The sequence below is a fragment of the Amycolatopsis sp. 2-15 genome (genome assembly GCF_030285625.1).
In the GTDB taxonomy this organism is placed as follows: Bacteria; Actinomycetota; Actinomycetes; order Mycobacteriales; family Pseudonocardiaceae; genus Amycolatopsis; species Amycolatopsis carbonis.
This window is the reverse complement of the sequence record NZ_CP127294.1, coordinates 2017628-2030702: the sequence shown is the minus strand read 5'-3', so window position 1 is coordinate 2030702 and position 13075 is coordinate 2017628. Positions and strand designations below refer to the sequence as shown.

Annotated in this window: 14 protein-coding genes and 1 riboswitch; of the genes, 8 read left to right on the top strand and 6 right to left on the bottom strand. The window is 72.1% G+C overall.

The window, feature by feature from the left end; all coding sequences use genetic code 11:
- The first annotated feature begins 22 nt into the window (after positions 1–22).
- Genes ygfZ through QRX50_RS10025 form a run of 3 tightly spaced genes read left to right on the top strand, consistent with a single transcriptional unit; the run spans position 23 to position 2740 of the window.
- Complete coding sequence (gene ygfZ, locus QRX50_RS10035) at positions 23–1189, top strand: CAF17-like 4Fe-4S cluster assembly/insertion protein YgfZ (RefSeq protein ID WP_285971679.1); 1167 nt, start codon at positions 23–25, stop codon at positions 1187–1189.
- A gap of 49 nt (positions 1190–1238) precedes the next feature.
- Positions 1239–1805, top strand: coding sequence for an RsiG family protein (locus tag QRX50_RS10030; RefSeq protein ID WP_285971678.1), 567 nt, complete (start codon positions 1239–1241; stop codon positions 1803–1805).
- Positions 1802–2740, top strand: a complete 939-nt coding sequence (locus tag QRX50_RS10025) for an asparaginase (protein ID WP_285971677.1) — start codon at positions 1802–1804, stop codon at positions 2738–2740. The genes QRX50_RS10030 and QRX50_RS10025 overlap by 4 nt, the downstream gene beginning before the upstream one ends.
- Here the strand turns inward: QRX50_RS10025 and QRX50_RS10020 are convergent.
- Positions 2721–3617 (bottom strand): DUF8083 family protein, encoded by an 897-nt coding sequence (locus QRX50_RS10020; protein ID WP_285971676.1) that lies wholly within the window; start codon positions 3615–3617, stop codon positions 2721–2723. The two genes, QRX50_RS10025 and QRX50_RS10020, sit on opposite strands and share 20 nt — an antisense overlap.
- A gap of 207 nt (positions 3618–3824) precedes the next feature.
- Here QRX50_RS10020 and QRX50_RS10015 point away from each other — a divergent pair, with 207 nt between their 5' ends.
- Both QRX50_RS10015 and QRX50_RS10010 read left to right on the top strand, forming a co-directional pair.
- Positions 3825–4016 carry a DUF3073 domain-containing protein gene (locus QRX50_RS10015; protein WP_285971675.1) on the top strand — a complete coding sequence of 64 codons (192 nt, stop codon included), beginning with the start codon at positions 3825–3827 and terminating at the stop codon, positions 4014–4016.
- Positions 4017–4119: 103 nt separating this feature from the next.
- Positions 4120–4974 (top strand): 3-hydroxybutyryl-CoA dehydrogenase, encoded by an 855-nt coding sequence (locus QRX50_RS10010; RefSeq protein ID WP_285971674.1) that lies wholly within the window; start codon positions 4120–4122, stop codon positions 4972–4974.
- 609 nt (positions 4975–5583) lie between these two features.
- Here the strand turns inward: QRX50_RS10010 and QRX50_RS10005 are convergent.
- Genes QRX50_RS10005 through QRX50_RS09990 form a run of 4 tightly spaced genes read right to left on the bottom strand, consistent with a single transcriptional unit; the run spans position 5584 to position 9638 of the window.
- Positions 5584–6366, bottom strand: a complete 783-nt coding sequence (locus tag QRX50_RS10005; protein ID WP_285971673.1) for an ECF transporter S component — start codon at positions 6364–6366, stop codon at positions 5584–5586.
- Positions 6363–7961 carry an ABC transporter ATP-binding protein gene (locus QRX50_RS10000; protein ID WP_285971672.1) on the bottom strand — a complete coding sequence of 533 codons (1599 nt, stop codon included), beginning with the start codon at positions 7959–7961 and terminating at the stop codon, positions 6363–6365. Before QRX50_RS10000 ends, QRX50_RS10005 begins: the two co-directional genes overlap by 4 nt.
- Positions 7958–9034, bottom strand: a complete 1077-nt coding sequence (locus QRX50_RS09995) for a CbiQ family ECF transporter T component (RefSeq protein ID WP_285974412.1) — start codon at positions 9032–9034, stop codon at positions 7958–7960. The genes QRX50_RS10000 and QRX50_RS09995 overlap by 4 nt, the downstream gene beginning before the upstream one ends.
- Positions 9024–9638, bottom strand: coding sequence for a hypothetical protein (locus tag QRX50_RS09990; protein ID WP_285971671.1), 615 nt, complete (start codon positions 9636–9638; stop codon positions 9024–9026). The genes QRX50_RS09995 and QRX50_RS09990 overlap by 11 nt, the downstream gene beginning before the upstream one ends.
- A 65-nt stretch (positions 9639–9703) precedes the next feature.
- Positions 9704–9838, bottom strand: a riboswitch (cobalamin riboswitch).
- A gap of 43 nt (positions 9839–9881) precedes the next feature.
- Between QRX50_RS09990 and QRX50_RS09985 the strand changes: the two genes are divergently transcribed.
- From QRX50_RS09985 to QRX50_RS09975, 3 genes are all read left to right on the top strand, one after another.
- Positions 9882–10778, top strand: coding sequence for a Gfo/Idh/MocA family protein (locus tag QRX50_RS09985; RefSeq protein WP_285971670.1), 897 nt, complete (start codon positions 9882–9884; stop codon positions 10776–10778).
- A 258-nt stretch (positions 10779–11036) separates the two neighbouring features.
- Positions 11037–11696, top strand: a complete 660-nt coding sequence (locus tag QRX50_RS09980; protein WP_285971669.1) for a VanZ family protein — start codon at positions 11037–11039, stop codon at positions 11694–11696.
- A gap of 208 nt (positions 11697–11904) precedes the next feature.
- Positions 11905–12648 carry a GNAT family N-acetyltransferase gene (locus QRX50_RS09975; protein WP_285971668.1) on the top strand — a complete coding sequence of 248 codons (744 nt, stop codon included), beginning with the start codon at positions 11905–11907 and terminating at the stop codon, positions 12646–12648.
- Here the strand turns inward: QRX50_RS09975 and arfB are convergent.
- On the bottom strand, positions 12645–13073 hold the full coding sequence (gene arfB, locus QRX50_RS09970) for an alternative ribosome rescue aminoacyl-tRNA hydrolase ArfB (protein WP_285971667.1): 429 nt from the start codon (positions 13071–13073) through the stop codon (positions 12645–12647). The genes QRX50_RS09975 and arfB overlap by 4 nt on opposite strands.
- Positions 13074–13075 lie beyond the last annotated feature (2 nt).

Genomic DNA, 13075 nt, shown 5'->3' with positions numbered 1-13075 from the left:
GTACTCACCTAGTCTTGTGGTTATGGCCTACCGCTCGCCGTTGCTCGAAGCCCCCCGCGCGATCGCCGCGCCCGACGGACACCCCGAGGCGGGAGTTCCGTGGCACTGGGGCGATCCGTTCGCCGAGCAGCGCACCGCCGCCCGCGGCGTGGTCGTGATCGACCGCTCGCACCGCGAAGTCCTGGCTGTTTCAGGCGAAGAACGCCTGAGCTGGCTGCACCTCGTGATCTCCCAGCATATGACGGAGCTGCCCGAGGGATCCGGCACCGAAGCCCTCGTGCTCGACAGCCAGGGCCACATCGACACGCACTTCGTGCTGGCGCACCTCGACGGCACCGTCTGGCTCGACAGCGACCCCGGCCCCGTCGCGACGAGCGCGCTGCCCAAGGGCGGCAAGCAGACGTTGCGTGAATACCTCGAGGCGATGAAGTTCTGGGCGAAGGTCGAGATCCGCGACGCCACAACGGAACTCGCCGTCCTCACCGTGCTCGGGCCCGAGGCCGAACGCGTACTCACGGCAGTGGGTGTGGAGGTCGGCACCGAGCCGTACTCCGTGGCCGCCTTGCCCAGCGGTGGTTTCGCGCGCCGCATGCCGTGGCCGTCTCGGTCCAGTGTGGACCTTCTGGTGCCGCGCGAAGAGCTCACGTCATGGTGGCAGCGTCTCACCGACGCGGGCGCGCGCCCGGCCGGCAGCTGGACGTTCGACGCGCTGCGCGTGGAATCGCGACACCCGCGCCTCGGCGTGGACACCGACGACCGCACCATCCCGCACGAGGTCGGCTGGATCGGCAGCGCCGCCCACGTGGCGAAGGGCTGCTACCGCGGCCAGGAAACCGTCGCGAAGGTGCACAACGTCGGGCGCCCGCCGCGCTACCTCGCGCTGCTGCACCTCGACGGTTCACCCGAGATCACGCCCGAAACGGGTGACCCGGTACGGCTCGGCGAACGCGTGGTGGGCCGCGTGGGCACCGTTGTGCAGCACCACGAGCTCGGCCCCATCGCGCTGGCCCTGGTCAAACGCTCGGTGCCGGCGGGCGCGGAACTTCTGGCCGGCCTGGGGAAAGACGACGAACAAGACGACTCTGAAAACCCCACTGACCGCACCGTTCAGGCCATCGTGGACCCCGACTCGGTGCCGGGCGAGCACGCCGCCCCTGGACGGGAGGCCGCGCAACGGTTGCGGGGCTGAAGTGAACCCGGCGGTAGCATTGTCGGGGAATCTAGAGCAGGATGTGCCCGTGATCGAAGTGCGTCCCGGTGGGCGACGGCGGATCGACCGCGTCCTCGCCCCGGGATACCTCACCGGACTCGGCGACCTGCCGCTGCCGGTGCTGCGCGAACGCCGTGACGAGGCCGCGCAGGAGGAGACCGACCTCTCGTACCTGCGCCGGCTGCTGCACGCGCGGATCGACATCGTGCGCGCGGAACAGCAGCGCCGGTCGTCCGGTGGCGTCAACAGCATCGTCGACCAGCTCGCCACGATCCTCGCCGACAACGCGCTCGGCCCCGCCACCGGTTCCGGACGCCACCAGCAGCTCGAACCCTCGCGCGCCGGCGAGCACCGCCGCCACGCCGAGGCGCTGATCGGCGACACGGACCTCACCGACGTCGGCACGCTGTCCGACAACAAGCTCGCCTCCGCGCTCGACACGTATGCCACCGAGGAGTCTTCGGTGTCCACGTTCCGGCGCCAGGTGCAGGGTGTGATGGACACGCTCAACGCCGAGATCGCCGCCCGCTACCAGCGCGGCTCCGCGACCGTCGACGAGCTGCTCGACTCCGAGCTGGGACGCACCGAAGAGTGACGGAACCGGTTCTGGTCGAGGTCGAGCGGTCCGGCCTCGTGGAAAGCGTGCACCGCGGTTCGCTCGTGATCACGGCGCCGGACGGCAGCGTGATCCACGACGTCGGCGATGTGACCAGCCCCGTCTTCCCGCGGTCGTCGACCAAACCCCTGCAGGGCGTCGGCATGCTGCGCGCCGGCCTGGACTACGACGGCGCCGACCTCGCCCTGGCCTGCGGCTCCCACTCCGGCGAACCCGGCCACGTCGAGCGCGTCGCGGCGATGCTCGCGGCGGCCGGCCTCGACGAGTCGGCGCTGGCCTGCCCGCCCGCGTACCCGTTGCACGAGCCGACGATGCACGCGGCGACCGAGCCGCTGCGCGTCACGATGAACTGCTCCGGCAAGCACGCCGGGATGCTCGCCACCTGCGTCGCCGCGGGCTGGCCGACCGACGGCTACGAGCAGCCGGGCCACCCGTTGCAGAAGGCCCTGGCCGACACCGTGGTGGAGCTGACCGGGGAACCGATCGCCACCACCGGCGTCGACGGCTGCGGTGCGCCGCTGTTCGCCTACTCGCTCACCGGCCTGGCGCGCGCGTTCGGCCGGTTGGTGCGGGCTTCTTCCGGTTCGGAAGAGCTGCGCGTGGCCGACGCCATGCGCGCGCACCCGTGGCTGGTCGCCGGCACGGACCGGGAAGACACCGCGTTGATGGGCGCGGTGCCGGGGCTGCTGTCGAAGATCGGTGCCGAGGGTGTGCTGGCGTTCGCGCTGGCCGACGGCACTGCGGTGGCGCTGAAGATGTCCGACGGCGCGAAGCGCGGCTGCGCGCCGCTGGCCGTGGCGGTGCTCGCGTACCTGGGTGTTGACGTGTCAGGGCTCGCCGAGCTGGCGAACCCGCCCGTGTTCGGTGGTGGCCGGCCCGTGGGCCGGCTGCTGGTCAGTTGGAGCGCTCCCTAGCCGCGAGGTCGCCCCAGAACTCGCGCAGCTCGGAGAACAGCTCGGCCAGCTCCTCGACGTTGCCGGTGCGCAGGGCTTCGAGGATGTCGTGGACCTCCTCGGCCGTGGTGTCGGACTCGAGGATCGCGTCGGCGAACAGCTGCACCAAGCCGCCGTAGTCCAGCTCCACCACGGAGTCGGGGTCGAAGCTCTCCAGCCACTGGCGCGTCTGGGACAGCACGCGGCCCGGACCGGAGTCGCCGAACGCGGCCTCGATCAGCTCGCCGGCCTCGTCCGCGCGGGTCAGGGCGTCGGACATCGACGTGCGCCAGGACAGCTCGCGCACCGGATCGTCCTGGCCGGAGCCGAGCACGAGCTTGCGCTCGTCGGGGTCGATGAGGACGAACCACGGCAGCGGCACGGTCCAGGTGGTGGTGAGGGTGTGGGCGGCGGCCGTGGTCAGGTCGGCCATCGCCGCCTTCGTGCGCGAGCGGGCGCGGTCGGCCGAGACCCCGCCGGCGTCGAGCACGGCGTTCTTCAACGCCGGGGTCGCGTCGCCGAGGAACGTCACCAGCGCGGCGGCCGCGCGGGCGCGCAGTTCGAGCGGGCACACGAACGGGCCTTCGCCGGGGTGGCCGGCCGGCACCTCCGCCGGGTCGAGCACCAGGACGTCGGTGAGCAGGCTCGGCGCGGGCCGCCCGTCGGCGAGCTCCGCGGGCAGCAACCGGGCGGGCGCGGCCGCCTGTGACTTGAGCCACACGGACTGCTCGCGTTCGCCGATCGCGGCCCGGCGCAGCTTCGCCCCGGCGACGGCCTCACGCAGCCGGTCGTCGGGCGGGTCGCCGAGCGCGAGCAGGGGTTCGTACACCCTCAGATACGCCACGAAGGGACGGAGCACCTGAGCATCGTGGCACGCCCACCTGCGCCGATCCCCACCGACAGGCCGGTAACCGGCGTCCGGCGGACACTGTCGCCACCGGCACACCGTGCCACGTCGCATCGAACCCCCGGGACACGGTACGGTGTGACCAGGAAAGAACTGTCGAGACGATGCGGGGCCGCCGATTCCCCCGGCCGCCCCGCCCCTGTGCGAGGGGGTCGAGCCATGGGGCGCGGCCGGGCTAAGGCCAAGCAGACGAAGGTGGCGCGCGAGCTCAAGTACAGCTCGTACGACACCGACTTCGATGCTTTGCAGCGCGAGCTGTCAAGTAATTCCTCGGACGACAACGGGCCTGAGGACGACAACGCCTACGTTGATCCGTATGACGACGACGGGTACGACGAATACCGGCGTTGAGCAGACGCGATACGCGAGGGTGGAGTCCGGGCACTGCCCGGCACCACCCTCGCGCGTCGCGTGCTGCCCATTTTCTGTGCCTGCGTGACGAAGGAGCTAGCCGGTGACAGACATTCAGCGAGTCGGCGTGGTGGGTGCCGGGCAGATGGGCTCGGGCATCGCCGAGGTGCACGCCAAGTCGGGGTTCGACGTGGTGATCACCGAGGTCAGCCAGGCTGCCCTCGACGCCGGCAAGGCGCGCATCGAGAAGTCGCTGCAGCGCGGCGTGAAGAACGGCAAGATATCCGACTCGGACGCGTCCGCGGCGCTGGGGCGCTTGCGCTTCACGACGGACCTGGCCGACCTCGGCGACCGTGACCTGGTCATCGAGGCGATCCTGGAGCAGGAACAGGCGAAGACCGACGTCTTCGCCCAGCTCGACAAGCTCGTCTCCCGCCCCGACGCGATCTTCGCGTCCAACACGTCGTCCATCCCGATCGTCAAGATCGCCATGGCCACGAGCCGCCCGCAGCAGGTCGTGGGCATCCACTTCTTCAACCCGGTGCCGGTGCTGCCACTGGTCGAGCTCGTCCCGTCACTACTCACGGGCGACGACACGGCCAGCCGCGCCGAGGAGCACGCCGGGGCGCTGGGCAAGACGGTGATCCGTGCCCAGGACCGCGCCGGCTTCGTCGTCAACTCGCTGCTGGTGCCCTACCTGCTCTCCGCGATCCGCATGGTCGAGTCCGGCTTCGCCACCGCCGAGGACATCGACCGCGGCATGGAACTCGGCACCGCCCACCCGATGGGCCCGCTGCGCCTGTCGGACCTCATCGGCCTCGACACGGTGAAGGCCATCGCGGACTCGATGTACGACGAATTCAAGGAGCCCCTCTACGCGGCCCCGCCGCTGCTCCTGCGCATGGTCGACGCGGGGTTGATGGGGAAGAAGTCCGGGCGGGGCTTCTACACGTACTGATTGCTTGATCGCTCGCGCGCCTGGCGGTGGCGGTTCGCGGGTCCATCGACCCGCCGGCCGCCGGTGCGGGGGGTCCTTTTGAGCCGACGGCGCCATGCGAAGGGACCGCTCGGACCGCCACCACGGGCACGAGCAGTCCCCGCCGACCGCTATGCCGCGAACGGTCCCTTCGCGCCACCCATCCCGCGCGAACGGACCCCTGGATCCGCACGCCCCCACACAAACGGTCCCGCCGACCGGCTGGCGCGCAGCCAGTAGTCCTTTCGAACCGCCACGCACCGCGAACGGTCCCATCGCGCCGCGCGCAGGCGCGAACGGACCGCTCGGACCGCACGCCCCCATGCGAGCGGTCGCCTCGGCCAGGGATTCGTCGCGAACGGTCCCCTTGGTCCAGGCTCACGAGTGGCCCCGCCGCTCAGTCGGCACGCCGCCAACGGTCCCCTCGGTCAGAAGTAACCACGGCGAACGGTCCCACCACGACGCCCGTGCCCGCGCGAATGGTCCAGCCGGTCGCGCGGCGCGCAGCGAGTGGTCCGCTCGCGCCGTCAGCGCAGTTGCTAGGTGACCATTCGAGCCGCGTCCGCGGCGCCTTCGTGGCCCTCGGCCCCATCAAGGCCGGAACGAAGCCCTGCGAGCCGTCCGGCGCAGGAGCGCGAGGATGGCCGGCCCCAGGACCAAGATCGCGACGAGGTTCGTGATCGCCCGGCCCGTGTCCCAGCCGAGCGTGGACGTGAGCACCGTGAACACCAGGAACCGGTGCAGGTTGGCGCCCAGAGGCGCGCCCGGTACGAAGTCCAAGGCCGAGGTGCCCGCGAGGAACGGCCAGGTGAACATGCTCATCGCGAGCCCGTAGAAGTACGCGGCCACCACGCCGTAGGCGGCGAGCAGCGCGATCTCCCAGCGACCGCGCACGGCCCGCGGCAGCAGTCCCGCGCCCAGGCCGACCAGTGAAGACGCGAGCATCTGGAACGGCAGCCACGGGCCGACGCCGCCGGTGAGCAGCGCGGACGCGAAGAGCGAGGTCGCGCCCAGCACGAAGCCGAAGCCTGGGCCGAAGACGCGGCCGGCGAGTACGAGCAGGAAGAACACCAGCTCGATGCCGCCCGTGCCGGCGCCGAGGGGCCGCAGCGCGGCGTCGACGGCGGACAGGACGCCGAGCAGGGCCAGCGCTTTCGCGTCGAGGCCGCCGCTGGACAGTTCGGCGAGCACGATCAGGATCAGGACCGGCAGCGTCGCCATGAAGATGAACGGCGCGTCGGCGGTGTGGCCCGACGGCGGGGTGGACACGAAGAGCGGCCAGCAGAACATCGCCAGGCCGAGGACCACGGCGACCGCGAGAACCGCCGCGGTTCGCAGCCGGATCCGGACGGCGGGGCCGAGGAAGTCCGTCACCTCAGCGCCTGCTCGACCTCGGCGACCGTCAGCCATTCCTGTGGTGCCAGGACCTTCGCGACCTGCGGGGCGAACGCCGGGGACGACACCACGACGTCGGCGGTCGGGCCGTCGGCCACGACCTCGCCGTCGGCCAGGACCACCACGCGGTGGGCGGCCACGGCGACGAACTCGACGTCGTGCGTGGCCAGCAACACCGTGACCCCCGAAGAAGCCAGCGAAGCCAGCACGGCCGCGAAGTGGCGCTTCGCCGGGTAGTCCAGGCCGCGCGTCGGCTCGTCGAGCAGGATGACGGGCGGCGCGGCGGCCAGCTGCACGGCCAGCACGAGCGCGAGCCGCTGGCCTTCGGAGAGGTCACGAGGGTTCGCCTCCGGGGAGACCCCCGGAACCAGCCGGTCCAGCAGCGCCCGGGCCGTGCCCGCGGCGGCGCCCGATTCGACGTCGGCCTGCCGGCATTCCGCGGCCACGGAGTCGAGGTACAGCAGGTCGGACGGGGTCTGCGGCACCAAACCCACACGGGCCCGCGCCGCCCGCGGCCGCACGGAAGCCGGGTCCGCGCCCAGCACGTCGACGGTCCCGCTCGTGCGCGGCCCGCTGCCCTGCAGCGCCCAGAGCAGCGAAGACTTGCCGGATCCGTTGCGCCCCATCAGGGCGACGACCTCGCCGCGGCCGAGTCGCAGGTCCACCCCGCGCACGGCCACTACGCCCCCATAGCGCACCTGCACCCCGCGCGCGGTGAGCACGTCCTCCGTAGGCACGCCGGCCGCGGCGGGGCGGGTCACCGCCGAGAGCCGCTCCCGCAACGGCCCGGCCCGCCGCCGGGCATCGCGCACCGAGAGCGGCAGCGGTGACCAGCCCGCGAACCGGCCGAGCTCCACGATCGGCGGCGCCACGTCGGCATCCGCGAACACCTCCGCCGGTGGTCCGGACCGGACCGAACCGTCGCCGGGCAGGTAGAGCAGCCGGTCGGCGTACTGCGCCACGCGCTCCATCCGGTGCTCCGCGACGACGACCGTAGTCCCGAGGTCGTGCACCAGCCGCGTGATCGCGGCCAGCACCTCCTCGGCGGCGGTCGGGTCCAGCGCCGACGTCGGCTCGTCCAGCACGAGCACGCGCGGGTGCGCCGTGAGCACCGACCCGATCGCCACGCGCTGCTGCTGCCCGCCCGACAGCGTCCGAAGTGGACGGTCGCGCAGCTCGGCGATGCCCAGCAGGTCGAGCGTCTCCTCCACGCGCTTGCGCATCACGTCGGGCGCCACGGCCAGCTGCTCCATGGCGTACGCGAGCTCTTCCTCGACGGTGTCCGTGACGAACCCGGCGAGCGGATCCTGCCCCACGACCCCGACGACGGACGCCAGCTCACGCGGCGGGTGCGTTGCCGTGTCCAGACCGTCGACGAGCACGCGCCCGGCCAGCGTGCCGCCGGTGAAGTGGGGCACGAGGCCGTTGATGGCACCGAGAAATGTCGACTTGCCAACCCCCGTGCGCCCGGCCACCAGGCACAGCTCGCCTTCCTCCACCAGGAGGTCGACGCCACGCAGCATGGGCGCGGAAGCTCCGTCGTATGTGACGGTGACCTGCGAGAATTCGATCATCGCGCCACCTCCGCAACGGGCCGCGGCCGCGGCGCGAGCCACGCGGGCAACACCGCGATCAACACGGCCAGCGCCGGCAGTAGCGGCAAGGTCGGCCAGGCCGGCGGGCTCACCGACGTGGCCAGCTGGGCCGGAGAGGAAGCCACCAGCAGCCCGGCCGACGCGACGCCGCACAGCACCACCAACGTCTCCGCCAGCCGCCACGGATCGGGCCGGTACGCCGTCCGCCTGATCCGTCGTCCGCCCAGTACGAACCCGGCGGACGCCAGGGCCAGCCCGGCCACCAGCATCGGCACGCCGAGCCAGCTCGCCGACCCGTCGAGCACCCCGTACACGCCGACCGCGACCCCGCACAGCCCCGCCAGCACGCAGGCCGCGATCAGCGCCCGCACGCGCGGCGCGAGGTAACCGCGCCGGCCGTAGCCGCGCGAGTCCATGGCCGCCGCCAGCAGGAGCGAGCGGTCCAACGCGTCCGCCAGCACCGGCACGAAAATCCCCTTCACGAACCTCAGCCCCCGTCCGCGCGCCGCCCGCAGCCGTCGCGCGCGCCGGACCCGCTGCACGCTCTCCACCAGCTGCGGCGCCACCGAAAGCGCCACCGTGACGGCCGTGCTCACCTCGGCCAACGCGCCGGGCACGGCCTTGAGCAGGCGTTTCGGGTTGGCCAGCGCGTTGGCGGCGCCGACGCAGAGCACGATCGTCGCCAGCCGCAGCCCGTCGTAGAACCCGCCGAGCAGTTCCTCCGCCGACGTCGGCCCCAGCAGCTCGATCCCGGCGGCCGCGGCGGGCAACGGGATCGTCGGCAGCGTGAAGAGCACGTGGCCGCCGTCCTCGCCACCGATGAGGATGCGGAACAGCACCCGCGACCCCACGATCACGGCCGCGACCAGCGCGTACACGCGAAAAGCCAGCGCCCAAGGCGCGTCGCCCCGGCGGTTCACCACCACGAACCCGGCCACGGCGATCACCAGCGCGAGCAGCAGCGGGTTGGTGGTGCGGCTGGCGGCGACGGCGAGCGCGAGCGCCCACACCCACCACGCACCCGGGTGCAGAGCCCGCGCGTTACCGGGCAGCACGCCTGCGCCGCAGCCCGACGACCACACCCGCGACGACGAGCACCACGATCACGACGAGCCCGATCACCAGGCTCCACGGGAAGCCACTGCTGCCGGAATCCGCCGACGCGGCCGCGGGAACAGGCGCGTTGGCCTTGCGCACCGGCGCGACCCGCGGCGGCGGGTAGTCCTGGAACGACTTGTTGTGCGCGAACGACCAGCCCTCGAAGCTCCCGGCCGGCGGCTTCCAGCCCTGCACACCGACCTGGCTCGAAGCCCACTTGCCGCCGTCGGTCGCGGTCCAGAAGCTCCACGACGCGCTCTCCGGCGGCATCCCCGAGCACGACTGGTCGGCCGGTTTGCCTTCGATCTTGCAGATCAGCGCCAGGCCGTACTTGCCGACACCCGCGAGGTCGAGGCCCGCGTTCTGCATGGCCGCCACACCGTCGGCCTGCGGCCCGGGCGCGCAGCGGATCAGGGTGTCGCCACCGAGGTCCTGGAAGTCGACGACCACGGTCACACCGGTGGCTTCGGGGCAGTAACCCGCGGTGCCCTTCCCGGGCACGGTCGCGGTGGCGGGACTCGCGCCGGACAGACCGGCGGTGACCAGGAGCGCGGCCACGGCAAGGAGCCGGACTGAAAAGACAGGGCGCCGGGCAGGGAACAACCGCATTGTTGATGAACCTCGCATCGAGTCGGACCACGGCGGGCGATCCGGCTCACGGCCGCGCGGGCGGCCGCTCACGGTTGCGGGTCAGCGCCGGATTCCCACCGGCTTCCCCCGATCGTGGTGTAACGCTGACCGACGTTAACCCACCGGAGGTACCCGCCGGAAGCGGCGCCGGACACACCTACACTTCCGGGCGTGGACGTCGGACAGCTGCGCATCGGCCTCATCGGAACCGGTCCCTGGGCGACCACGGTGCACGCGCCGGGCCTGACCGAACACCCCGGCACCGAGCTCACCGCCGTGTGGGCGCGCCGCGTCACCAGTGCCCGTCCGCTGGCCGAGGCCCACGGCGCCGTCGGCACCGACGACCTCGACGAGCTGTTCTCCCTGGTCGACGCCCTCGCCTTCGCCGTGCCGCCGGCCGTGCAGGCGGAGATCGCGACGCGGGCGGCCGAGGCCGGCAAGCACCTGATCCTCGAGAAGCCCATCGCCGCCGACCTGGCGGGCGCGCAGCGACTGGCCGACGCCGTGGACAAGGCCGGCGTCGCGTCGCTCGTGATGCTCACGCTGCGGTTCTCCCAGCAGACGCGCGAGTGGCTCGACGGCCTCGCCGCCTCGGGCGGCTGGCGTGGCGGTGGCGCGCGCTGGCTGTCGGGCGCGCTGCTCGGCGGGCAGTACTCGACCTCGGCGTGGCGGCTCGACGCGTCCGGCGGCGCGCTCGCCGACATCGGCCCGCACGCGTTCGACCTGCTCGACGCCGCCCTCGGCCGCATCACCGACGTGCTCGCGGCCCACCGCGGCCCCGACGACCTGTGGCAGCTGATGTTCGCCCACGAGGGTGGCGCCACGAGCACCGCGACGCTGTCGCTGCGGCTGCCGGTTCAGCCGACCGTGGTCGAGGTCGCGGTCTACGGCGAGCACGGCTACCGGACACTCGGCCGCAAACCAGGCACCGCTGGGGAGTCCTACACCGCCCTGTTGGACGACTTCGCGGCCATGGTCGCGAGTGGCACGACCACGCACCCGTGCGACGTCCACCGCGGCCTGCACCTGTCCGCGCTCATCGAGAAAGCGCGCGAGCTCGCCGGGTAGTACACAGGCTCGGACCCTTGTTTTCCGTTGTGGACCAAGGCTTTTCACCAAGTCGGCGAAATCCTTCCACAGGGTTGTCCACAGCATCCACTATGGACGGTCCGCGCCTCGACCGAACCACGGGAAGCCGTTTCGCGCCACCGGAAAGATCACCGAATAGTGCGGCCCGCTGAGCATGCCGACTCGAACCGGCAATGCGAAGGTTGATCTTGGGAGGGCGGGAAGAAGCAGTTCGGAGGGGTTCGAGAAGGGAAGCGCATGGGTGCCTTGCTGCGCGCTTTCTGGGGGGTCATCCCGATCACGGCCATCGCGTTGCCGTACGCGCTGCTCTGCTGGCCGTTGCTCGCCGCGCGGAGGCGGCGAAGAAGCGGCGGCATCAGCCTCGGCCACGCGTCGGCGACCGCGGCCGTCGACGTGACGGCGGTGACGATCGGCGCGCTCGTGCTCTGCCTGGTCATCATGCCCGTCGGCACCGCTTCGGGGAGCACCCTCGACCTCGTGCCCGGCGCCGACCTCTCCGCCGCGCTGTCCGACGACGGCTCGCTCTGGCAGGTCATCGGCAACCTGCTCCTCCTGTGCCCGCTGGGCGCGCTCGTGCCGCTGCGCCTGCGCCGGCTGCGGTCGCTCAGCCGGATCGCGCTCACCGCGTTGAGCGCGTCCGTGCTGGTGGAGGTCACACAGTTCCTCATCCAGAGCGGCCGCGTGACCTCGACCGATGACGTGCTGCTCAACACCATCGGCGCCACGCTCGGCGCCGCACTGACCCGCCGCGGCTGGCGCTACTTCGACGTGGTGCCCATGGTCGCGATCCCGCAGCAGGTACGGCGGACCGTCTGCAACGCACCCGTCCGCCTGCGGGTGCCACGGTCGGTGTGGGACACGCGCTACGTCGGAATCGGCCACCCGGAACGGCGCTGAGCCGGCCGAACACCGCGGTAAATCGCTTGCGCCCGCTGGGACACTGAAAGTTCTCGGATCTTCGGACGAAGGAACGCCTATGTTTGCCGCCGCTGCTCGCGACGGCCGAGGTCAGGCCTGACGCGAGCCCGTCAGCCGTCCTTCCCACGCCCTGCCCGCCTCGGCAGCGCGCGTGGGTTTCCTTCGACCCCGAAAGGGATCACCCAGCATGTCCGCCCTTCAGGCGTATGTCCGTGCCACCGCGCCCCGAGGCCGTGACGTCGAACGGATCGGCCCGTTCCTCGCGACCTTCTCCCGCACCAGCGACCACCCGATGCTCAACTACGCGATCCCCGACGACGGCGCCACGCCGTCACTCGCGGAGATCACCGCGCTGACCGAGGCGTACGCGGGCCGCGGCCTGCAGCCCCGGCTGGAGTTCTTCACCGAAGCCGCACCCGACCTGGAGAAACTCCTCGTCGAGCGGGGGTATTCGCTCGAGCGGCGCGTCCCGCTCATGACGTGTACCCCGGCCGACTTCGTGGACCGCCCGGCACCCGCCGGAATCCTGCTCCGTGTGCCGGAGACGGACGCCGACCTGCGCAGCCTGCGTTCGGCGCAGAACGTGGCCTTCGGCGAGTCGCCGGAGGTGTCCGAGGCGGAGCTGGCGAGCACCCGCTCGTTCGGCGACCGCGCCGTGCGCGCCGAGGACACCGCGACCGGCGCGGTGATCGGCGGCGGGTTCGCGCTGGACATCGTGGACGGTGCGGCCGAGGTCGCCGGCATCGCCGTCGCCGAGGCTTATCGCGGCCGTGGCATCGCGTCGGCGATCACGGCGCACCTGACCCGCCTGGTCCACGAGCGAGGCGGCCCCACGGCCTTCCTCACCCCGGGCGACCTGGGCATCGCCACGGTCTACCGCCGCGTCGGCCACCAGCCGGCCGGCGAATGCGTGCACCTGTCGGTGAGCTAGTCGTCGAACCGGCCGCCGCGGCCGCGTTTCACGTCGCTGCGGCGTTTTTTCGCGGCCAGGCGGCGTTCCTTCGAACCCCGGGAGGGTTTGGTGGGACGCCGCTTGGCCGGCGGCGGCGCGGAAGCCTTGAGCAGCAGGTCGGCGAGGCGTTCGCGCGCGGCGTCGCGGTTCTGCAGCTGCGAACGCTGCTCGCTGGCGGCGATGGTGAGCACGCCGTCGACGAGACGACCCGCCAGCCGCGACAAGATCCGCTCGCGCAACGGCTCCGGGATCACCGCCGACCGCGCGACGTCGAACGAGAGCTCCACGCGCGAGTCGGTGGTGTTCACGCCCTGCCCGCCCGGTCCGGACGACCGGGAGAAGCGCTCGCTCAACTCGGCCGCCGGGATTACGAACCGGGAGCCGACCACCACGTCCTCTGCCACGT

Excerpts from the sequence above, each read along its gene's own strand:
- ygfZ (WP_285971679.1), top strand. The coding sequence starts at position 23 with ATGGCCTACCGCTCGCCGTTGCTCGAAGCCCCCCGCGCGATCGCCGCG.
- QRX50_RS10015 (WP_285971675.1), top strand. The coding sequence starts at position 3,825 with ATGGGGCGCGGCCGGGCTAAGGCCAAGCAGACGAAGGTGGCGCGCGAG.
- QRX50_RS10000 (WP_285971672.1), bottom strand. The coding sequence starts at position 7,961 with ATGATCGAATTCTCGCAGGTCACCGTCACATACGACGGAGCTTCCGCG.
- QRX50_RS09980 (WP_285971669.1), top strand. The coding sequence starts at position 11,037 with ATGGGTGCCTTGCTGCGCGCTTTCTGGGGGGTCATCCCGATCACGGCC.
- QRX50_RS09975 (WP_285971668.1), top strand. The coding sequence starts at position 11,905 with ATGTCCGCCCTTCAGGCGTATGTCCGTGCCACCGCGCCCCGAGGCCGT.